The sequence below is a fragment of the Haloactinomyces albus genome (assembly GCF_031458135.1).
GTDB lineage: Bacteria > Actinomycetota > Actinomycetes > Mycobacteriales > Pseudonocardiaceae > Haloactinomyces > Haloactinomyces albus.
Genome location: NZ_JAVDXW010000001.1, coordinates 589,339 through 611,040 on the forward strand (window position 1 = coordinate 589,339; position 21,702 = coordinate 611,040).

A 21,702-nucleotide genomic window follows, 5' to 3' on the forward strand; every position below is an offset into this window, starting at 1 on the left:
CCGGCCCGCGAGGGACCGGCCGCCCTGTGCGCATCAGGCGCACATGTCAGCCACCCGAGGTGGCCTGCACGTCCTTCTTCGACTTCGCCAGGCTGGCGACAGTGGTGATCGCCAGTATCACGACGATCACACCCAGAGACAGGAAGTTGCCGATCTCCAGCCAGTCCGGCACCAGGTGGTATGCGTGCAGCGCGTGGATGACCAGCTTGATCCCGATGAACCCGAGAATGGCCGCCAGGCCGACCGACAGGTACACCAGCTTGTCCACGAGCCCGCCCAGCAGGAAGTAGAGCTGCCGCAGCCCCATCAGTGCGAACGCGTTGGCGGCGAAGACCAGGAACGGGTCCTGGGTGATCCCGAAGATCGCGGGGATGGAATCCACCGCGAACAGCAGGTCGGCGCTGCCGATCGCGACGATGACCACGGCCATCGGGGTCAGCCAGCGCTTACCCTCGATCTTCACCGTCATCTTCGTGCCGTGGTACTCATCGGTCACCGGGTACGCCTTGCGCACCCAGCGCACGACCGCGTTCTCCTTGTACTCCTCGTCCTCGTCCTTCTTCCGGACCATGCTGACCGCGGTCCAGAGGAGGAAAGCTCCGAAGATGAAAAAGACCCAGACGAAATTATTGATCAACTGGGCGCCGACGGCGATGAAAATACCGCGCATGACCAGCGCGAGCAGGATGCCGATCAGCAGCACCCGATGCTGGTGAACCGAGGGCACCGCGAAGCTGGACATGATCACCATGAAGATGAACAGGTTGTCCACGCTCAACGAGTACTCGGTGATGTAGCCGGTGAAATACTCGACGGCGAAGTGGTAACTGCCGAAGAACCAGACTCCGACACCGAACAGGATCGCGCAACCGATGTAGAAGGCCACCCACTTGCCGGCCTCCCCGGTCGTCACCTCGTGTGGCTTGCGGTCGACGATGACCAGGTCCAGCAACAGAAGTACGGCCAGACCGCCGAGTGTGACCAACCACACCCACCACGGTACATTCAACGTGTCCGACTGGGCTTGCGCCACATTCTGCGCCAGCACGTTCGTCTCGGCACCCATCGATCACCTCCGGTTCAGGGCACATGCCGGGGACCGGAGGTCTCTCCCACCGACCACGCCGGCCGACGGCACCGGGCCCCACCGCCTGATACGCAGGAGGGGTCCGTGATGACGATGCCGCCGCGAAGGAATACTCCCCTCCACAACCTGTGCAAGATTGTCACCGATGCACTCTTCGGGGTAACACTCGGGGGTAGGGATGATCCACACCATAGGTTCCGGACCGGAAGCAGGCGAACACTCCCGGTAGGGGCCGAACGTGAACGCACGCAGCCACACACTGTGCCAGGTAGCCATCGGATTGCTCTTTGATATCCGATTCATAGCGTCTCGGTCTTACCCCGCCTGTGGAGGCGTCTTGCGGCGCTCATGTCGCCTACTGTCGGGCACGTGCGTTCGATCCCCCGTTCCCGCAGGATCTTCCTGCTTATTTGCCTCGTTCTGGTTGTGCCCCTCGCCGCCGGTTCCTTCCTGTGGCCTGTCGACGAGCAGCCCGCGACGGCTGCTCCGGGCATCACCAGCAGGAATGTGCGGATCGACGTGCTGGACGGTCCGGAGCGACAGCAGCGTGTCCAAATCGACTTGAGGCTGTACGCCCCGGCGGAGACACCGGCGCCCGCCGTGGTGCTCGCGCACGGATTCGGCGAGGACAAGAGCAGCATGGCCGCCCCTGCCCGGCAATTGGCCACCCGCGGCTTCACCGTGCTGACCTATTCCTCGCGGGGCTTCGGTCACAGCACCGGTAAGATCGCGCTGAACTCGCCTGCGTACGAGGTCACCGACGCCCGCCAAATCCTCGACTGGCTTGCCCGGCAACCCGAGGTGGTCAGCGAGGACACGGACGACCCTCTGGTCGGGGTCGCCGGCGTCTCCTACGGTGGCGCGCTGAGCTTACTGCTGGCGGGGACCGATCCGCGGGTCGATGCGATCGCGCCCATCATGACCTACAACGATCTGACCGGGGCGCTGCTGCCGAACTCGGCCTCTTCCGAGCCGATCCCATCGGCAACTCCCGGACACGGTTCCTTCGGCGACCACGGAGTGTTCAAGGAGACATGGGCGGGGCTGTTCTTCGCCACCGGCACCCGCGACTCGGCTCCGACGGAGGCTTTCGGCAACACCGGGCATTCCGTGGCGGATAGCAGACCCTCCCAGGGGACCGCCCCGCCCGACAGCCTCCCGTCCGACAGTGCCCCCTCGGAAAGCGCCCAGCCCGGGATCGCCTCGTCCGAAAGCGCCCAGCCCGCACCTTCTTCAGCCAACCCGTCCTCTCTCCCCTCCCCTCCGGCTTCCTCTTCTCCGGCTTCTTCGCCCTCGGCTTCCCGAGCCCCGCAACTCGGCTCCGCGATTTGCGGGAACTTCATCGCCGAGGTCTGTGCCGCCTACACCGAACTGGCCCGCACCGGCACGGCCAGTCAGCAAACCCTCGGTCTGCTCGCCGCGGCGTCGCCTGCGAGTGTCACCGACAACATCGACGTGCCGACGCTGCTCGTGCAAGGACAGCGAGACTCACTGTTCGGCCTCGCCCAGGCCGACGCCAACGCGCGTCAGATCGCCGCGGCAGGCGGCGAGGTCAAGATGATCTGGTACGCAGGCGGACACGGCGGTTCGGGACTCGCCCCTTCCCTGTGGTCCCGCGTGGGTGACTGGTTCGCCCACTACCTCCACGATCCCGGTGCGCCCGAAATGCCCGCCCCTCAGGCAGCCTTCGAGTATCAAGTCGTCGCGGAACAGCAACCGGGCGAGGAAGCAACATCGCGCACCGTGGTCGCCTCCGCCTATCCCGGTCTGCAAGGACAGCACACACAACGCTATTCGTTGCCGCTGCACGGGGCACCGACCCGTGTGATCAACCCGCCAGGAGGCCGCCCCACCTCCACGAGCTCGCTGCCCGGTACCAGCATGGCGCCGGAGGCAGCCGAGGCGCTCGACCACCGATTCGCCACGGACATCGCCGGGCAGGTGGCGACCTTTCGCACCAGTCCCGCCGAGCAACAGCTACTGATCACCGGTGTTCCACAGACCCGGTTATCGGTGGCCTCCGTGCCCGGGCAGGCAAGCACGGGGGAGGCCGTCCTGTTCGCCAAGCTCTACGACGTGGGCCCGGACGGGCACCGTGAACTGCTCGGCAATGGTGTCGCACCGCTGCGCATCACCGACCTTCCCGCCGACGGCACGCCGGTCGAGGTCAACGTGGCCCTGCCCGGCATGGTGCACACCCTGCAAGCCGGACATCACCTCCGATTGGCGGTCACGACCACCGATCGTGCCTATACGACACCGGACACACCCGCCGTACACCGCATCGGTCTCGCGGGCGAGCGTGCCGTGTCGTTGCCTTCGGTCCCGGGCACGTCGACCACCGAATCGGCCTGGCCCACCGCGGCACTGACCGGCATGGGCGCGATCGTGCTGATGGCCTTGCTCGGCTGGGTGGCGGCACTCGTGCACAGGCGAGTCGGCACCACCATCGAGGCCGGCCTCGTCGACACTCCCCTGGCCATCTCCGGCCTGGGCAAGTCCTACCGGGACAAGTCGACCGCCGTACGAGATCTGTCGATGCGGGTCGAGCGCGGCCAGGTCGTCGGACTGCTCGGCCCCAACGGCGCGGGAAAAACCACCACGCTGCGGATGATGCTGGGGCTGCTTCGACCGAGCAGTGGCGAGGTCCGCGTCTTCGGACGCCGCATCTCGCCCGGGTCCCCGGTGCTCGCACGCGTCGGCACTTTCGTGGAAGATCCGGGTTTGTTACCGCACTTGTCCGGCATGAACAACCTTCAGTCCTACTGGGCGGCCACGGGCAGACCCGAAGCGCACGCGCATTTCGAGGAGGTCCTGCACACTGTCGGACTGGAATCGGCGGCGGAACAGCCGGTCAGCACCTACAGCCATGGCATGAAGCAGCGTCTGGCCATCGCCCGGGCGATGCTGGGGCTGCCCGACCTGCTCGTGCTCGACGAACCGACCAACGGCCTGGACCCGCCGCAGATCCATCGGATGCGCGAGGTTCTGCGGCGCTATGCGTCCACGGGCCGAGCCGTTCTGCTGTCCAGTCACCTGCTTGCCGAGGTCGAACAGACTTGCACCCACGTTGTGGTCATGCACCGGGGTGAGCACATCGCAGCCGGAAGCATCGAGGAGATCGTCGCCCACGATGGCGAGACCACCTTCCGAGTGGACGAACCGGCCAACGCCGCGGCAACGCTGCGCTCGCTGGAAGGGCTCGGTGCCGTGCAGGCCGACGGCAACACGGTGCACGCCGAACTCGGTGGGCACACCGCTGCGGTGGCGGTCAACGCGCTGGTCGCCGCCGGTGTCTCGGTGAACCAGGTCGGCCCGCGTCGGCTCGAGGACGCTTTCCTGGAACTGCTCGAAGAGGAAAACCGCTGATGCACGACACCGAAACGGGCCCACCCACGGCCCCCTCCGTGCCCGCGGACACGCGGACACAGCACCGCCCGGATGGCAGTGTCTCCGGCTATCATTCCCACCGGACGCTCCCGGTGCGCGCCGAGCTGCGACGCCAGCTCACGCGGCGCCGGACACGACTGATGCTCGGTTTCCTTGCCGTGCTGCCCGCGTTCCTGCTGCTCGCCTTCGAACTCGGTGGTGGCGGTGACCGCGATGGAACGGGAGCCCGTGACCTGGCCGACATGGCCACCACCAGCGGCCTGAATTTCGCCGTGTTCACCCTGTTCGTCGCCACGGGTTTCCTGCTCGTGGTGATGGCCGCGTTGTTCTTCGGCGACACCGTCGCCATCGAGGCCTCGTGGTCGAGCCTGAAGTACTTGCTCGCAGCACCGATTCCGCGTGCGAGGCTGCTGCGGCAGAAAGCGATCGTGGCCGCGATCCTGACCGGGTTCGGACTCGGGTTGCTGATACTGGTGGCGTTGGGACTCGGTGTGTGGTGGTACGGCTGGGACGCGCTGCTCACTCCCTCCGGCGAGGTCCTGGGCTTTCCCGCCGGGATGCTCGGTCTCGTCGGCGCCGGGGCCTACCTCGCAGTGCACCTGATGTGGATCGCCGGACTGGCGCTGTGGTTCAGCGTGTCCACCGATGCTCCGCTCGGGGCGGTCGGCGGCGCGGTTCTGGTCTCGATCCTCTCGCAGATCCTCGACGGGCTCACCGTGCTCGGCGAGCTGCGGATGTATCTGCCCACGCACTACTCCACCGCATGGTTCGACCTGCTCAGCACCGAGATCGACTGGACGGCACCGGTCAACGGGGCATTCTCGGGAATGGCCTATGCGACGGTGTTCGCGCTTCTGGCGCTGTATCGCTTCCATCGCAAGGACATCACGAGCTAGCGGTAGCGATAAGCCTTCCCTCCGACACTCAAAAAACGATCAGGTGAATCACGGATGAACACGCTCACCGTCGGCAAGGCCAGCACCGACCACAGCGCCTTCGCGTGAGGCAGTGACGGTTCCCTCCTGCCCGGTGGCCGCTCCCGGAGGGCGCCCCGGTCTCACCGGCTGCCCTCGTCGGCCAACACCAGGTCGGTTTCCGGGAAGTCGTCACCGATGCACAGCAGCGGTTCACCGGCAACACTCGCGGTTGCATACGTCAGGCAGTCACCGAAGTTCAGGCTCGCACGGTGCCTGTGCTTTCCGAACCGCTCGTAGGCATCCACCGCGATCCACCAATGCTCCTGCGTCGTAGGAACGACTTCGATCCCACCTTCCTGCAAGAACCGCGCCAGCAAGGTCTTCCCACGCACCCCCATGCGGGCCACCAGGACAATGCCTGTTTCGACGACGGTGGAGGCACCGACCCTGACCTCGGAAGCCTGTACGATCCGCTCCCGCACACGTTCGTGACCGTCTTCCTTGAGCAGGATGGCCACGATCGCCGAACTGTCGATGATCACACGCCCTCCGGCCCGTAGCCGAGGATCTCTTCACGCTCGTCCCGCGTCATCGGTTGCCCGAGCACGTCGGCAGGCACCTGCGGCCACGCCTCATACTCCAGGAAGCGCTCCAACCGAGCACCGCGCTCGGAACATCTACGCTCCTTCAGCAGGCGCTCACGTAACTCTTCCAAGCCGTGTCGAACCGCTTGCGTCTTCGTCTCACCCGCGAGCTCGGCGACTTCCGTGGCCATCTGCTCGGTAACGGAGTCCTTGATGTTGAGAGCCATGGTGTAAAGGTACCATAATGAGAACCTTTACACCCTCATTCGATGCCTGCCTCGTCCATGCCTCGAAGCTCCTTCTTCAGGTCTTGGACCTCATCGCGCAACCTGGCCGCCAGTTCGAACTGCAGCTCCCGAGCAGCGTTCATCATCTGGTCGTTGAGCTGCTGCACCAGGTCGGCCAACTCGGCACGCGGCATCGAGGTGGTGTCCCGGCCCTCCACCATTCCCGAACTCGTCGGTACCGCTGTCTCGCCCGTGGGCTTCTTGCCCCGCGAGGCGCTACGGGCGGAGCCTGCGGCGGACACGGTCTCACCGGTGTCCTCCGACTCGGTGTAAACCCGGTCGAGAATGTCGGCGACCTGCTTACGCAGCGGCTGTGGGTCGATGCCGTGCTCGGTGTTGTAGGCGATCTGCTTCGCGCGGCGGCGGTTCGTCTCGTCGATCGCACGCCGCATCGAGTCGGTCACCTCGTCGGCGTACATGTGCACCTGGCCCGAGACATTGCGGGCCGCACGACCGATGGTCTGCACCAGACTGGTCTCCGAGCGGAGGAACCCTTCCTTGTCCGCATCCAGAATCGACACCAGGGACACCTCCGGCAGGTCCAGTCCTTCCCGCAGCAGGTTGATGCCGACCAGCACGTCGTACTCACCCAACCGCAACTGCCGCAGTAGTTCGACGCGACGCAGGGTGTCGACCTCGGAGTGCAGATAGCGCACTCGCACGCCCAGCTCCAGGAAGTAGTCGGTGAGATCCTCGGCCATCTTCTTGGTCAGCGTCGTGACCAGAACGCGCTCCTCCCGCTCGGCACGCTCCCGAATCTCGCCGACCAGGTCGTCGATCTGTCCCTCGGTGGGCTTGACGACGACCTCCGGATCGAGAAGACCGGTCGGGCGGATGACCTGTTCGGCGAACTCGCCGCCCGACCGCCCCATTTCGTACGAACCGGGCGTGGCCGACAGATACATCGTCTGCCCGATCCTGTTGCTGAACTCCTCCCAGGTCAGCGGACGGTTGTCGAGAGCGCTGGGCAATCGGAAACCGTGGTCGACCAGGGTGCGCTTGCGGGAGGCGTCGCCCTCGTACATCCCGCCGATCTGCGGCACCGTCACGTGGGACTCGTCGATGACCAGCAGGAAGTCGTCCGGGAAGTAGTCCAGCAGCGTCGCGGGTGCCGACCCGGCCTCGCGACCGTCGATGTGCCGCGAGTAGTTCTCGATTCCCGAGCAGAAGCCGACCTGACGCATCATCTCGATGTCGTACTGCGTGCGCATCCGCAGGCGCTGGGCTTCCAACAGCTTGTTCTGCTTCTCGAGCGTGCCGATCCGGTCCTCCAGTTCGGCCTCGATGTCGCGGATGGCCTTCTCCATGCGCTCCGGACCCGCAACGTAGTGGGTCGCGGGGAAAATACGCACGTCATCGACCTCGCGCACGACGTCGCCGGTCAGCGGATGCAGGTAGTACAGCCGGTCGATCTCGTCGCCGAAGAACTCGACACGCACCGCGAGTTCCTCGTAGGCCGGGATGACCTCGACGGTGTCGCCACGCACCCGGAAGGTGCCGCGCTGGAACGCGATGTCGTTGCGCTGGTACTGCACATCCACCAGCGCCCGCAGGAACAGGTCCCGGTCGACCTCACCACCGACCTTCAGCTCGACCGAACGATCCAGGTACGACTGCGGCGTACCGAGGCCGTAGATGCACGACACCGACGAAACGACCACGCAGTCGCGACGGCTGAGCAGGTTCGACGTCGCCGAGTGCCGGAGCCGCTCGACGTCTTCGTTGACCGACGAGTCCTTCTCGATGAAGGTGTCGGTCTGCGGCACGTAGGCTTCGGGCTGGTAGTAGTCGTAGTAGCTGACGAAGTACTCCACGGCGTTGTCCGGGAAGAACCCGCGCAGCTCGTTGGCGATCTGAGCGGCCAGAGTCTTGTTCGGCTCCAGCACCAGGGTCGGCCGCTGGATCCGCTCGATCAGCCACGCCGTGGTGGCGGACTTGCCGGTACCGGTGGCGCCCAGCAGCACCACGTTGCCCTCTCCCGCATTGATCCTCCGTTCCAGCTCGTCGATCGCCTCGGGCTGGTCGCCGGCCGGTTCGAAATCGCTGACCACCCGAAAACGACCGTCCGAGCGCGGTATGTCGCTGACCGGTCGGAACTCCGAGTGAGCCAGTACGGGATGCTCAGTCGCGAATGCCACATCTCCGAGGATACGAGCCGCGTCCGACATCCCGTCCGCGACCATCCCTGCGCATCCCTCGGAACGAGGTCACCGAAGCAGACGATCACCACAGCACGATCAGCCATGCGGACCTTACGAGCGGCCGCTCTCGGGACTTAGGGTGACCCTGTGACGACTCAGCGCGAGATCGCCGATCAGCTTGGGCTGCCCATTCACCCGCCGAAGGTCGAGACCTTCGATTTCGAGTCCCGCACCAATACCGACTCCAAGCAGCGTGTGCGCGCTGTGGACGAGTACCGCATGGAACCGTTCGGCCTGTACATGGCCAGGCCGATGACCGGACATCCGAAGCTGAGCTACCTGGAGTCGTGGCTGCTGCCCGAACTCGGCATCCGGGTCACCGACTTCACCTGGCGACCGGGTCACCAACGCGCGCAGGACTTCTATGTCGACATCGTCAGCATCGAGACCGGCCGGGCACGCTGGCGGAGTGTGGATCTCTACCTCGACATCTCCGTGGGGACAGGGCAGTATGCCGAAGTTCTCGACGTCGACGAGTTCCTGCTCGCACTGCGCGCGGACCTGCTGGACGACATGACCGCCCAACACGCCATGGCCACGACGCACACCACGCTCGACGGGTTGGCACGCCACGGCTACGACCTGCCCGGATGGCTCCGGGAAAACGGTATCGACCTGTTCTGGCAACGACACCCGTAGAACAGCTTTCCAGCACCTCCGCAAGACTCCCCCAGGACGGTCCCGAGTCGGTCAACCTCCGGTCGGGGGACAGTTCGGGGAAAATAAGTACGGCCGGTCATCGACACGTGAAGCACACCGAAATGTTATGAGACGGAACACTACTGTTGATCACTTTTCGTCTCGGCAGCGCTACTCTCCAGATGTGAGCACGGCGATCTCTTCCCGACCGGTCGATGTTGTCGATGTCGTGAGCGCGCAGCGGTATTTCCCCTCCGGCGCCACCCAGCGGTTGGAAACATGCCACCTGCAGCAGTGGGGGCTGTCCCTGGAGTGCCCGACACCGGACGATCCGTCCCACGCCGGGGAGATCACGTGGCTGCTGCCCGAACTCGGACTGCGCCTGACGCAGTACCGGCCACGGAGTCGACACGCTCGCCGGGGCTCCAGTCTGATGACCGCGGCCCGCATCGAGCAGGACATGCGATCCTGGACCGTCACCGACCTGTTCCTCGGTCTGGAGATCGCCGAGCACGGCACCGCACGCGTGATCCGGTCCGAGGATTTCGCCGCCGCCGTCTCCGGTGGCTCCATCCGTCCCAGCGAGGCCGACTACGCGTTGCACACCGTGCTACGCACCTTCGACGAGCTCCGGCTGCACCGTGACCTCAACCAGTGGCTCGCGCACCGCGGGGTGTCCGACCTCTGGTGAACGGTCGTCACTCCGGCGGTTCGGGCGGCGTCCAGCCGGTTTGCCGGGCCCATTCCTCGACACGGGGGAGAACTTCACCGAACCACGGGTCCTTCGCCGCGACGTAGCGATCGACGTCGGCATCCGCGGCGAACCGCGCAGCCAGTTCCCGTTTGAGCGTCTCGTACTCCCGCCGGGCCGGTGCCTCCGAGCGCAGCCAAGCGGGAAACAACAGTCCGTAGCGCCAGTTCGCCCGTCCCACCACACGCAGGTGGAGATTGACCGCGCGCTCCGGATCCGCCGAAACGTGGAACCGCTTGCTCCACTCCCGCGGATCCGGTGCGACGGGCTTGGGATCATCGGTGGTGATGCCGGGGACCGCCGGAAACCCCGCGTCGGCCAGCGGCTGCTCCAGCTCCTCGGCATCCCGCCAGGACCGGACACTCACCTGCAGGTCGAGGACGTCCTTGGCCGCAAGATCCGGGACCGAGGTGGAGCCGATGTGGTCGATCCGCGATGCTTGTTCGCCCACCGCCTTGCCGATCCGATCCATCAGTCGATGCGCCTGCCCGGGCCACTGCGGATCGGGCTCGACCAGCCGTGCGGGGCCGCGTTGCGGACGCTGCCGCAACCGCACGTTGGATTCGAACGGCACCAGCCGCTCCGTCCACAACCGGTCGACCTCGGCGAGCACATCATCGACTCGGCCGGCATTGTCCAGCCACACGTCGGCGGCCTCCCGCCGCTGCTGCTCATCGGCCTGCGCGCGGATCCGTGCGCGTGCGTCGGACTCCTCCAGGCCACGCCCGAGCAACCGATGCACCCGATCCTCGACCGGAGCGTCCACGATCAGGACCAGGTGGTAGTCGGCACCATAGCCCGCCTCGACCAGCAGGGGGATGTCGTGCACGACGATCCCGTCCTCGGGGGCTTCGGCCATCAGCTGCGCCGTCCGTGCTCCCACTCTCGGGTGCACGATGCCGTTGAGTGCGGTGCGCGCCGCACTGTCGTTGAACACCCGTTGCGCCATGGCAGATCGGTCCAGCGCCCCCTCCGAATCGAGGATGTCCCGGCCGAAGTGGTCGACGAGTTCCGCGAGTCCGTCGCTGCCCGGCGCCACGACTTCCCGCGCGATCCTGTCGGCGTCGATGAGTACCGCGCCGTGTTCGGCCAACCGCTGCGCGACCGTCGACTTGCCGGACCCGATACCGCCACTGAGACCTATCCGCAACACCTGATCCATCCTGCCAGTCGACGAGAGCTACCGGGACAACACGCTCCGCCCCACACGATCGTGGCCCCGTACCTGCACGAGGTACGGGGCCACGATCGTGGTGAGGTACTACCGGCCGATCAGCCGGTCATCGATCACGCACCGCCGGAGAGCTTCTCCCGCAGAGCCGCGAGCTGAGCATCGCTGGCCATCGAACCACCCTGCTCTTCCTCCTCCTGCTGCTCACCGGAGGGGGCCGAGGAGTAGTTGCCGCCCTGCGGCTCCTCCTGCTCGCCGCCTGCTGCACCCTGTGCAGCGGCTTCCGCGTCGGCCTCGGCCGCCTTGGCGACCTGCTTCATGTGCTGCTCGTAACGAGACATGGCGGCGGCGTACTGGCGCTCCCACTCGTCGCGCTGCGCCTCGTAGCCCTCCTGCCACTCGCCGGCCTCCGGGTCGAAGCCCTCGGGGTAGATGTAGTTGCCCTCGTTGTCGTACTCGGCGGCCATGCCGTACTGCGTCGGGTCGAACTCCGAATCCGGAGTGAAGCCCTCGTTGGCCTGCTTCAGCGACAGCGAGATGCGCCGGCGCTCCAGGTCGATGTCGATGACCTTGACCATGGCGTCGTCGCCGACCTGGGCGACCTGCTCCGGGATGTCCACGTGCCGCTCGGCCAGCTCGGAGATGTGCACCAGACCCTCGATGCCCTCGTCGACACGGACGAACGCACCGAACGGAACCAGCTTGGTGACCTTGCCCGGCACGATCTGCCCGATCGCGTGGGTCCGGGCGAACTGCCGCCACGGGTCCTCCTGGGTCGCCTTCAGCGAGAGGGAGACACGCTCACGGTCCATGTCCACGTCGAGCACCTCGACGGTGACCTCCTGGCCGACCTCGACGACCTCGCTCGGGTGGTCGATGTGCTTCCAGGACAGCTCCGAAACGTGCACCAGACCGTCGACCCCACCCAGGTCGACGAACGCACCGAAGTTGACGATGGAGGACACGACGCCCTTGCGGACCTGGCCCTTCTGCAGCTGGTTGAGGAACTCGCTGCGAACGGCGGACTGGGTCTGCTCCAGCCAGGCACGGCGGGACAGGACCACGTTGTTGCGGTTCTTGTCCAGCTCGATGATCTTGGCTTCGAGCTCGCGGCTGACATAGGGCTGCAGGTCACGCACACGGCGCATCTCGACCAGCGAAGCGGGCAGGAAGCCACGCAGACCGATGTCCAGGATGAGGCCACCCTTGACGACCTCGATGACGGTGCCGCGCACCGGCTCGTCCTTCTCCTTGAGATCCTCGATGGTGCCCCAGGCACGCTCGTACTGAGCACGCTTCTTGGACAGGATCAGACGGCCTTCCTTGTCCTCCTTCTGCAGGACAAGCGCCTCGACGAAGTCGCCGACGGCCACGACCTCGGCGGGGTCGACATCGTGCTTGATCGACAGCTCACGCGAGGGGATGACGCCCTCGGTCTTGTAGCCGATGTCGAGCAGCACCTCGTCCTTGTCGACCTTGACGATGGTGCCCTCAACGATGTCGCCATCATTGAAGTACTTGATGGTTTGGTCGACGGCGGCGAGGAAGTCCTCCTCCGTCCCGACGTCGTTCACTGCTACCTGCTGCTTGGTGGCGGCTGCAGTCGGGACGGTGGTGGTGTCGGTGGACATCAGGTGGGTTGCTCCGGTACGGATAGGTCGGTTGTTGGTTCTATATTGTGAGTGCACCCTGGAGTCTCGGGAAACCGGGGGTCATGCAGCCGACTCGAACAGCCACCCGGTGGCTCCCGGCGGGAGCCACCGGTCGCCGAACCGGCGGGAACCGGTCGAGTTGCTGGTTGCCCTCACTTGCACCCCTTCCGGATACCCGCTCGGAGGACGAAGAATCCCGGAGACGGGCAACCCAGGCAAGATGCTGGAACAGTGAAAGACCCACGGTGCGAACGGTATCGTACTCGGTTTCTCGATCGCCGGGCAAATCGGATCGCAACGGGACCCCGCAGAATGTGCCGAACATCGGCACATTGCACGATCGGGCAGCACCCGCGGCACCGGAGGGGACATTGAACGCTCGCCATCCACACAGCAGTGACCCGTACAGCGCTGCCACGGTCCCGCAAACACACGAGGAAGCCGCCGTGCCGCCTCCCGAGGAGCCGGGGGCCGATGATGGGGACCACAGCACGGCGGAACGGATCCTCGGCACAGCCGGTGTGGCCAAACGTACAGCCGGTACCGCCGAGTCCCGAACCGCGAGCCGACTGTGGTGGGACGCCGACGCCGACGACTATCAGGCCGAGCACGGGCCGTTTCTCGGCCTCAGCGACTTCGTGTGGTGTCCCGAGCGGCTCCGCGAGGAAGAAGCGGGGCTGCTCGGGGCGGTCCGTGGCAAGCGAGTTCTCGAGGTGGGGTGTGGTGCGGCAGCGTGCTCACGCTGGCTGGCCAAGCACGGTGCCGAGGCGGTGGCGCTGGACATCTCGGCCGGGATGCTGCGGCACGCGGCCGCCGACTCCGCGCGCAGCGGAATCGACGTACCGCTGGTCCAGGCCAGCGCGGACCTTCTTCCCTTCGCCGACGACTCCTTCGACCTCGCCTGCTCGGCCTTCGGCGGGGTTCCCTTCGTCGCCGATTCCGGTGCCGTGATGAGCGAGGTCGCGCGTGTGCTGCGACCGGGCGGACGCTGGGTCTTCGCCGTGACGCATCCGATGCGGTGGATGTTCCCCGACGACCCCGGTCCGGACGGACTTACCGTGACGCAGTCCTACTTCGATCGCACACCGTATGTGGAGGTCGACAGCGCGGACAGGGCGACCTATGTCGAGCACCACCGCACACTCGGCGATTACGTCCGTCAGATCACGGCCGCCGGAATGCATCCGGTGGACCTCGTCGAGCCGGAATGGCCGGAGGGACACACCGAGGTGTGGGGCCAGTGGAGCCCGCTGCGGGGCAGACTGTTCCCGGGGACCGCCATCTTCTGCTGCCGACTCGATTGACGATATTCGACACCGTGCGTCGGTGGCCGTGAGTCGCCACCTCAGCCGTGATTTCCGGGGAGTACAACCGTGAGCACCGCACAGGAACTGATGAATCTTCAGCGGGCACGGTTTCCCGCCTTGGACAGCACGCTGCCGAGTTCCTATCCCTTGCCGCGGAACGGCGAGCCGCTGATGGCGAAGCTGCCGAACAGCGAACCCGTGGCAGGACTGATGGCCCGGACCAGCAACCCGCCGGGTTCCCTGCAGCGCCTGTGGTCCACCGCGGAGAACTTCGAGCTGTTCCCGCTGCTCGGAGAACATCCCGGCGACGGCATGAACGCCCTCCTCGAGGCATGGCGCGAGCAGCTCGCGCATCGGGATGTGCCCGATACGGATTCCGCATGCCTGGTCACCTGGCCGAGCAGGGACGTACGGGCCAGTCGGGCACTGCTGGACCACGGATTCACACCGCTGTCCTGCCTGGCGGTACGCACACCGGCCCGTGCGCCGGCTGCGGAACCGAACGGCACCGTAAAGATGCGTCGCGCCGGGCCTGCCGACCTGGACACCGTCGTCGAGCTCGCTCTTGCCGAGCTGGAATACGCCGCCCTCGTCGGCGGCTCGGTGGTGCGCCCCGACGCCGCACGCCTCAAACGCAACGCCGTACATCTCCGGTTGCACTCGGCGGGCCAACCAACCTCCGAGCGCACAACGAGCGGCCGGACAGGGGCCGAGCCGGTGTGGCTGGCCGAGCGCGACGGGGTGCCGATCGCACTCGCCGAGTGCGGCTGGGTCGACGCCCGAAGAAACCACAGTGGGCAGAGGGTTTCCGATGGCAAGTGGGCCTACGTCAACTGTGTGTCGGTGCGCGAGCAGGAACGCGGTACCGGCGTCGGGCAACAACTGATGGCACAGGTACACCACGAGTTCGCCGCCGCGGGTGTCGTGGGCAGCTACCTGTACTACAACCCGGCCAACCCCCTGTCCTCGGTGTTCTGGCCCCGCCAGGGTTACCGGCCACTATGGACGATATGGGAGGTGCGACCGGCCACTGCCCTGCGCTGACGTATCCGGTCGGCGCGCCGGGCGGCCGGGCGGGCGTTCCTCCCGCACCTCGCCCACCCGGCCCCGCGCATCGGGCCGACACGCTCGCTCACACGGTCGGCGGCAAGTCGGTCGTCATAACCGGTTCGTCGTAGCGTGCCAGCTCGATCAGGTTCCCGTCCGGGTCCTGCAGATACAGCGAGGTGATCGCACCGTTGGTGCCGGTACGGCTCACCGGCCCCTCCTCGATCCGCACATCGTTGGCGCGCAGGTGCTCCTGAACCTCGCTGATCGCGTTGTTCGCCACCAGGCACAGATTCGCCGCACCCGGCACCGGATGCGTTGCGGTCGGTTCCACCAGCTCGCTTGCCGCGTGCAACTTGATCGTCTGCTGCCCGCAACGAACAGCGCGCCGGTCGTCGGGGAAAGTGATCGCTTCCATCCCGAGAATGCGCTCGTAGAAGTCCACAGCCCGATCGACATCGGTCACCGTGAGAACCAGGTGGTCCACTCTGTCGATGCTGATCATGATCCTCCTCAGGCGCGGACGGCGCTCCATGCTGTGCCAGGCGCCGACCACCCGCGATTGAACTGTCTTGGTGACCTCTCATGGCGCAAGCCCAAGAAAGGGACCCTATCCGCAGCGCCTCATCCGATCGGCCGGTGGCCCGTATTCGGGCTCGCAATCCGGTCAGTGTGCGGCGGCATCCCAGGAACCGCCCATGCCGACCGAGACCTCCAAGGGCACCTCCAACTCGTAGGCCGAGGCCATGTGCTGTCGCACCAGCCGCTCGACCTCGTCATACTCACCCTCGGCCACCTCGATCATCAACTCGTCGTGCACCTGCAGCAGCATCCGGGACCGCAATCCGGCTTCGGTCAGCCCTCGGTGCACGCCGAGCATCGCGACCTTGATGATGTCGGCCGCACTGCCCTGGATCGGCGCGTTGAGGGCCATCCGCTCGGCCATCTCGCGGCGCTGCCGGTTGTCGCTGACGAGATCCGGCAGGTAACGCCGCCGCCCCAGAATCGTCGAGGTGTAGCCGTCCTTGCGCGCCCGTTCCACGATCTCGTGCAGGTAGTCGCGTACCCGCCCGAAGCGCGCGAAGTAGGCGTCCATCTGCGCCTTGGCCTCGTCGGCCGAGATGTTGAGCTGCTGGGAAAGACCGAATGCGGACAGGCCGTAAGCCAGACCGTAGGACATCGCCTTGACCCGGCGCCGCAGTTCCTGGTCCACCGCGTCGATCGGCACGCCGAACGCCTTCGAGGCCACATAGTTGTGCAGGTCCTCGCCGGTGCGGAACGCTTCGATCAACCCCTCGTCACCGGAGAGGTGCGCCATGATCCGCATTTCGATCTGGCTGTAGTCGGCGGTCATCAGACCGGCGTAGTCCCCGCCGACGACGAACACCTCCCGGATCCGCCGTCCTTCCTCGGTGCGGATGGGAATGTTCTGCAGGTTCGGTTCCGTGGAGGACAACCGTCCCGTCGATGTGATCGTCTGGTTCAGCGTGGTGTGGATTCGCCCGTCCGGCGCGACCGCCTTGACCAGGCCCTCCACGGTGGTCTTGAGCTTGGTGGCGTCCCGGTGTTCCAGCAGGTGACGCAGGAACGGGTGCTCGGTCTTGTCGTAGAGGTTCTGCAGCGCCTCGGCATCGGTGGTGTAGCCGGTCTTGGTGCGCTTCGTCTTGGGCATGCCCAGCTCGTCGAACAGCACAGTCTGCAACTGCTTGGGCGAACCGAGGTTGATCTCCCTGCCGACCACCGCGTAGGCATCCTGGGCAGCCTGGTTGACCCGGCCCGTGAAGTGCGCACCGAGCTCGGCCAGCCGATCGGAGTCGACGGCGATTCCCGCCTCCTCCAGCTTGCCCAGCACGTCCAGCAGCGGCAGCTCCACCTCGGTCAGCAGCCTGCTGCTGTCGATGCGTTCCAGCTCCGTGTCGAGGACGTCCGCGAGCTCGGCCACCGCGCGAGCACGGACGAGCTCGGCAGCCGCGGCATCGGCCTTCGCCTGGTTCTCGTCCTCCAGCAGGGAGAGCTGACCGCTGTCGGTGCTCTGTTCGGTTCGCAACTCCCGCTGCAGATAGCGCACCACCAGGTCGGTGAGTTCGAAGGACCGCTGGCCGGGGCGCACGAGGTAGGCCGCCAGGGCCGTGTCGCTGGTCAGCCCCGCCAGCGACCATCCCCGGTCCCGGATCGCGTGCAGCGGCCCCTTGGCGTCGTGCGCCGCCTTCGGCATCGCGGGGTCGGCAAGCCATTCTGCCAGCGCCTGCTCGTCGGCGACCGTGAGTTCGATGGCATCGACGAAAGCACCCACTCCGGCGGAGTTGACCAGTGCCAGCCCCGTCAGGTCGCCTCGGCCCTGCCCCCAGCTTCCGGTGAAGGAGAGCCCGACGCGACCACCGTCCCGGGCGTGCGCGTCCAGCCACGCGGCAAGAGCGCCCGGCTCCAGGAGTCCACCGGACACGTCGAAACCCTCCTCCACCTCGGGTTCGGCGGTGGACAGTGTGGCGAACAACCGATCCCGCAGCACGCGGAACTCCAGATCGTCGAACAACCGATGCACGGCGTCGCGATCCCACTGTTGCAGCATCAGCTGGTCGGGGGTGACATCCAACGGCACGTCCTTGACCAACTCGGTGAGTTCGCGATTGCGCAGGACCTGCGCGATGTGCGCGCGCAGCTTGTCACCGGCCTTGCCCTTGACCTCGTCGGCCCGGTCGACGAGGCCGACCAGCGAACCGAACTGCTGGATCCACTTGGTGATGGTCTTCTCCCCCACCCCCTCGATCTTGGGCAGATTGTCCGAGGGGTCTCCCCGCAGGGCCGCGAAGTCCGGGTACTGCTCGGGGGTGAGGCCGTATTTGTCCTGCACGGCTTGCGGGGTGAACCGGGTCATCTCCGAGACCCCCTTGCTCGGATAGAGCACCGTCACCACGTCATTGACCAGCTGCAGCGCATCCCGGTCGCCGGTACAGATCGACACCGGGATCCCCTCGGCCGTGGCCTGGGCGGTCAGGGTGGCGATCACATCGTCGGCTTCGTAGTTGTCCCTGCTCAACGCCGGAATGTTCAGGGCACCGAGCACGTCCTGGATGAGGCTGACCTGGCCGCGGAATTCCTCGGGGGTGGCGCTGCGGTTGGCCTTGTACTCCGCGAACGTCTCCGAGCGGAAGGTCGCGCGCGACACGTCGAAGGCCACGGCGAGGTGACTCGGCTGCTCATCGCGGAGCAGGTTGATCAGCATCGAGACGAAGCCATACACCGCATTGGTGTGCTGTCCCGTGCCGGTCCGGAAGTTCTCCTTGGGCAGGGCGTAGAAAGCGCGGTAGGCCATCGAATGGCCATCGATCAACAGCAGGCGTCGGTCCTCGGATGCCATCACGGCGTGTGAGTCTAGGCTGCACCCCGGACCACTCGTACGCCCAGGTTGAGGAGGACGACCCAGTGACGGCTACCGAGAACGGCGACGCGTCGACCAGTGACGACCTCGCGCTGTTCGAGTCGCAGGTGCCCGATGAGGAGCTACTGTGGCATCGGATGGGCATCAAGATCACCGAGTACGGCCCCGATCGTGTGGTCGGGACCATGCCGGTCTCCGGAAACCGGCAACCGTACGGGCTCCTGCACGGTGGCGCCAACGCCGTGCTCGCCGAGAGCCTCGGCTCGACCGCGGCCGCGCTGCACGCCAGGCCCGAGCGGATCGCGGTCGGCCTGGAGCTGTCCTGCACCCATCACCGCGCCGCCACGGAAGGACTCGTGACCGGCGTGGCCACCCCGCTCCACCAGGGCAGCAGCACGGCCACCTACGAGATCGTGATCACCGACGCGCGGGGAAAGCGGACCTGCTCGGCCCGCCTGACCTGCGTACTGCGCGATCAGCCACCGGGGCAGTGAAGCAGTCCGGCTCCGGGCGCCGGCACGGTCCCGGGGTGCTCCCGGGGCGGTCACAGCCGGGGAGCACGGCGGCGTTCGCCCGAACCCGGGCGTTCGCCCATGCTCACTCCAGACTGTCCAGTACCGCCTGTGCCACGGCTTTCATCGTCGTGCGCCGGTCCATGGCCGTGCGTTGCAGCCAGCGGAACGACTCCGGCTCGGACAGGTCGTGATTGTTCATCAACAGGCCCTTGGCACGCTCGATCGTCTTGCGTGCTTCGAGCCGCTCGGAGAGGTCCGCCACTTCCGATTCCAGAGCCTGCACCTCGGTGAAGCGCGAGATGGCGAGTTCGATCGCCGGGACCAGATCACGCTTGGCGAACGGCTTGACCAGGTATGCCATCGCCCCCGCGTCCCGGGCGCGCTCGACCAGATCACGTTGGCTGAATGCGGTGAGAATCACCACCGGGGCAATCCGTTCACCCGCGATCGACGAGGCCGCCTCGATCCCGTCCATCTTGGGCATCTTGACATCCAGGATGACCAAATCCGGGCGCAACTCGTCCGCCAGGCGGACCGCCTCCTGCCCGTCACCGGCCTCACCGACGACCTCATAGCTCTCTTCCCGGAGCATTTCCACCAGGTCAAGCCTGATCAGTGCCTCGTCCTCGGCCACGAGCACGCGGCGTTGCGTCGTCGGGGCCGCATTTGGGTCCTCGGCAGCCGGCGTGGTCACCGGATCCTCCTGGGTGGTTCTCGGGTCTGCCGGTGCGGTCGCACCGGAAAGTGCGAGTTTACCGCCGTCTCCCGGGGCCACTCTGACCAGGGAGAGTGAGCGGGACGACACCGATCGACCATGATCGGCCACCGCACGGAACACCGGCGATCGCCCGGCAAGCCACGCAGCACCCCTGGGTTACCGCTGATCACCAATGACGTATGCTGGGATGTGTGCCAGCCCCCGTAGCCCAAATGGCAGAGGCGGCGGACTCAAAATCCGTGTAGTGTCAGTTCGAATCTGACCGGGGGCACCCTCTCCTACCACCTTGAAACGGCCGCTCACCTGCGCAAAAGCGGCGAGCGACCGATCAAGGATTCTGCGACTGTTCCCGGATGCGTGCGGCCTTCTGCGGTTTTCTCTGGCCAATGCGTGGCCACAGATTGAGCATCACTCGGCGCTGAGGACCTCCTGGATCCGTCGTCGTGCGGCGTCTTCCTGTCCGGCCAGGCACTTGGCGTAGATCTGCAGCAGCACGGTGACGCTGTGCCCGGCCCACTCGGCGACCTGGGTTGGTGGCACACCGGCGCTGAGCCAGGTCGACACGGCTGCGTGCCGCAGATCGTAGGGACGTTTGGCCAACGGTGAGGCGAATTCGGCCGGTGTCAGGGCGGCCTTGCGGGCACGTTCCCAAGCGTGCCCGTAGGTGCTTTGCGACAGCTCCCCGCCCCGCAGGCCGTAGAACAGTTGCCCGCTCGGCCGAGGCGGGTAGGCCCGCATGTGCTCGCGCAGAATCCGCACCAGCGGCGGCGGGCACGGCACCGGTCGCGTGTCCCCCCTGCCGCGGTGCTTGAGCTGTCGACGATCTCGTCGTTTGCCGGTGCTGCTCCACCGTGCCCCGGTCTCCGGGGCCGATTCCGACAGCAACAGCTCGCCCCACCCGTCCTGCGGCTCGACCCACTCCCCCGATTCGGGATCTCGAACCATCTCGGGCAGGAGCACGTCACCGCGCCGCAAGTTGACCGCCTCGGCCGGGCGCGCTGCCGCGTAGTACATAACCCCGAAGAAGGCGACCAGGCGCGGCCCGCTCGGTCCCTGCTCGCGTACGGCCTCCAGCAGCTTCAGCGCCTGCTGATGGTTGACCACGGTGCGCTTGTCGATGGCCTGCACACTCTTCGGCGGGGCCCACTTCAGCTCCGGTAGCGGGTTTCGATCGAGTAGCTTGCGCTCCACGGCGTAATCGAGCGCGTTGTGCAGCACCGCCCGCTTGCGGCTGACCACCGACGCTGCCGACGACTTACCGTCCAGCCGGGTGGCAATCAGCCGCAGGACCTCCCGCAGACACGCAGGCTCGGCCAGGGCACTGACAGGCTTGGTGTTGGCCGCAAGCCACTTCAAGGCAGCCTTGATCCGAGCAGGCTGCTCGACCGTATCCCGCCGAGAACAGTTGAACGCCCAGCCGAACAGCGCATCCCGCAGGATTTTCTCGTCCGGCTTTCCTCGCTCGCTCGAAAGCATGGCCGGAGCGACCGTGGTCAGCGTCTCCGCGATGCCCTTACGGGAGTTGCCGGACTGATCCGGCCACTTCATATCTACGTAGGCACACGCAAAATCGAACCAGCTCATCTCGTTGATCTGGCGTGTCATCGAGACCGGCATTCCGGTCCCGATGGCGAAAGCTTCGCCCTTGCGGGCTGCGCTGACGAGATCCGAGCGGAAACTCTCGGCTTGTGCCTTGTTCTTGAAGGAGTCGGAACGATCCTGGCTACCCACTTCCCAGCGAACACGGTAGCTGGTGACCTTGCCCTGCTTGTTCTTGCGTGTCTGGATCTTCCAGATGCGAACGTCGTAGGTGGTCTCGCTCATGCGGCGTCCTCCAGAGTGTCGAGCCAGTTCTCGAAGTCGGTACGACGGATACGTAGGGAGCCGTTTGGCAAGCGGATGCACTTGGGGGCTCGCTGCTTGGCGCGCCAGTCGTCGAAGGTGGAGCGGGAGATGTCCATCTCCTCGCAGAATTCGGTGATGGTCATCCAGTTGCCGCTGCGTTTGGGCATGCTGTGCCTCCTGGTGCGTTGCGAGCGATGGAGCGTTGCTTGAGG

At 66.2% G+C, this 21,702-nt stretch carries 18 protein-coding genes and 1 tRNA gene; 8 read left to right on the top strand and 11 right to left on the bottom strand.

What is annotated here, in order from left to right; translation table 11 throughout:
* Positions 1–46: 46 nt before the first annotated feature.
* A complete protein-coding gene (locus JOF55_RS02740) occupies positions 47–1,066 on the bottom strand; it encodes a TerC family protein (protein ID WP_310269054.1) in 1,020 nt (339 codons plus the stop codon).
* A gap of 390 nt (positions 1,067–1,456) precedes the next feature.
* Between JOF55_RS02740 and JOF55_RS02745 the strand changes: the two genes are divergently transcribed.
* Positions 1,457–4,456 carry an alpha/beta fold hydrolase gene (locus tag JOF55_RS02745; protein WP_310269057.1) on the top strand — a complete coding sequence of 1,000 codons (3,000 nt, stop codon included), beginning with the start codon at positions 1,457–1,459 and terminating at the stop codon, positions 4,454–4,456.
* Positions 4,456–5,373, top strand: coding sequence for an ABC transporter permease (locus JOF55_RS02750; protein WP_310269059.1), 918 nt, complete (start codon positions 4,456–4,458; stop codon positions 5,371–5,373). Before JOF55_RS02745 ends, JOF55_RS02750 begins: the two co-directional genes overlap by 1 nt.
* 161 nt (positions 5,374–5,534) lie before the next feature.
* Here JOF55_RS02750 and JOF55_RS02755 read toward each other — a convergent pair whose 3' ends face one another.
* The 3 genes from JOF55_RS02755 to uvrB are packed head-to-tail and all read right to left on the bottom strand — an operon-like array spanning position 5,535 to position 8,403.
* Positions 5,535–5,936, bottom strand: a complete 402-nt coding sequence (locus JOF55_RS02755) for a type II toxin-antitoxin system VapC family toxin (protein ID WP_310269062.1) — start codon at positions 5,934–5,936, stop codon at positions 5,535–5,537.
* Positions 5,933–6,205 (bottom strand): type II toxin-antitoxin system VapB family antitoxin, encoded by a 273-nt coding sequence (locus JOF55_RS02760; protein ID WP_310269065.1) that lies wholly within the window; start codon positions 6,203–6,205, stop codon positions 5,933–5,935. The genes JOF55_RS02755 and JOF55_RS02760 overlap by 4 nt, the downstream gene beginning before the upstream one ends.
* 35 nt (positions 6,206–6,240) lie before the next feature.
* Entirely contained in the window at positions 6,241–8,403 is a 2,163-nt protein-coding gene (uvrB, locus tag JOF55_RS02765; protein ID WP_310269068.1) for an excinuclease ABC subunit UvrB, read from the bottom strand.
* A 150-nt stretch (positions 8,404–8,553) separates the two neighbouring features.
* Here uvrB and JOF55_RS02770 point away from each other — a divergent pair, with 150 nt between their 5' ends.
* Positions 8,554–9,105 (top strand): ribonuclease FAU-1 family protein, encoded by a 552-nt coding sequence (locus JOF55_RS02770; protein WP_310269071.1) that lies wholly within the window; start codon positions 8,554–8,556, stop codon positions 9,103–9,105.
* Between the two features lie 184 nt (positions 9,106–9,289).
* A complete protein-coding gene (locus tag JOF55_RS02775) occupies positions 9,290–9,796 on the top strand; it encodes a ribonuclease FAU-1 family protein (RefSeq protein WP_310269073.1) in 507 nt (168 codons plus the stop codon).
* A 7-nt stretch (positions 9,797–9,803) separates the two neighbouring features.
* Here the strand turns inward: JOF55_RS02775 and coaE are convergent, their stop codons facing one another.
* Positions 9,804–11,009, bottom strand: coding sequence for a dephospho-CoA kinase (gene coaE / locus JOF55_RS02780; protein ID WP_310269075.1), 1,206 nt, complete (start codon positions 11,007–11,009; stop codon positions 9,804–9,806).
* A 134-nt stretch (positions 11,010–11,143) separates the two neighbouring features.
* The gene (gene rpsA / locus JOF55_RS02785; RefSeq protein ID WP_310269078.1) at positions 11,144–12,658 is read right to left on the bottom strand and encodes a 30S ribosomal protein S1; all 1,515 of its coding nucleotides are present in this window, start codon (positions 12,656–12,658) and stop codon (positions 11,144–11,146) included.
* A gap of 467 nt (positions 12,659–13,125) precedes the next feature.
* Between rpsA and JOF55_RS02790 the strand changes: the two genes are divergently transcribed.
* Both JOF55_RS02790 and JOF55_RS02795 read left to right on the top strand, forming a co-directional pair.
* Positions 13,126–13,983, top strand: coding sequence for a class I SAM-dependent methyltransferase (locus tag JOF55_RS02790; protein ID WP_310269081.1), 858 nt, complete (start codon positions 13,126–13,128; stop codon positions 13,981–13,983).
* 69 nt (positions 13,984–14,052) lie between these two features.
* Positions 14,053–15,030, top strand: a complete 978-nt coding sequence (locus JOF55_RS02795; protein ID WP_310269084.1) for a GNAT family N-acetyltransferase — start codon at positions 14,053–14,055, stop codon at positions 15,028–15,030.
* Between the two features lie 88 nt (positions 15,031–15,118).
* Here JOF55_RS02795 and JOF55_RS02800 read toward each other — a convergent pair whose 3' ends face one another.
* Together JOF55_RS02800 and polA are read right to left on the bottom strand one after the other, a co-directional pair.
* On the bottom strand, positions 15,119–15,538 hold the full coding sequence (locus JOF55_RS02800; RefSeq protein ID WP_310269086.1) for a VOC family protein: 420 nt from the start codon (positions 15,536–15,538) through the stop codon (positions 15,119–15,121).
* Positions 15,539–15,700: 162 nt separating this feature from the next.
* A complete protein-coding gene (gene polA / locus JOF55_RS02805; RefSeq protein WP_310278253.1) occupies positions 15,701–18,391 on the bottom strand; it encodes a DNA polymerase I in 2,691 nt (896 codons plus the stop codon).
* Positions 18,392–18,537: 146 nt separating this feature from the next.
* Between polA and JOF55_RS02810 the strand changes: the two genes are divergently transcribed.
* Positions 18,538–18,906 carry a PaaI family thioesterase gene (locus tag JOF55_RS02810; protein ID WP_374727368.1) on the top strand — a complete coding sequence of 123 codons (369 nt, stop codon included), beginning with the start codon at positions 18,538–18,540 and terminating at the stop codon, positions 18,904–18,906.
* A 103-nt stretch (positions 18,907–19,009) separates the two neighbouring features.
* Here JOF55_RS02810 and JOF55_RS02815 read toward each other — a convergent pair whose 3' ends face one another.
* Positions 19,010–19,621 carry an ANTAR domain-containing response regulator gene (locus JOF55_RS02815; protein WP_310269091.1) on the bottom strand — a complete coding sequence of 204 codons (612 nt, stop codon included), beginning with the start codon at positions 19,619–19,621 and terminating at the stop codon, positions 19,010–19,012.
* Positions 19,622–19,842: 221 nt separating this feature from the next.
* On the opposite strand from JOF55_RS02815, the gene JOF55_RS02820 reads away from it, so the two are divergent.
* Positions 19,843–19,916, top strand: a tRNA-Leu gene (locus JOF55_RS02820).
* A gap of 137 nt (positions 19,917–20,053) precedes the next feature.
* Here JOF55_RS02820 and JOF55_RS02825 read toward each other — a convergent pair.
* A complete protein-coding gene (locus JOF55_RS02825) occupies positions 20,054–21,469 on the bottom strand; it encodes a tyrosine-type recombinase/integrase (RefSeq protein ID WP_310269094.1) in 1,416 nt (471 codons plus the stop codon).
* Complete coding sequence (locus tag JOF55_RS02830; RefSeq protein WP_310269096.1) at positions 21,466–21,657, bottom strand: helix-turn-helix transcriptional regulator; 192 nt, start codon at positions 21,655–21,657, stop codon at positions 21,466–21,468. Before JOF55_RS02830 ends, JOF55_RS02825 begins: the two co-directional genes overlap by 4 nt.
* Positions 21,658–21,702: the final 45 nt, after the last annotated feature.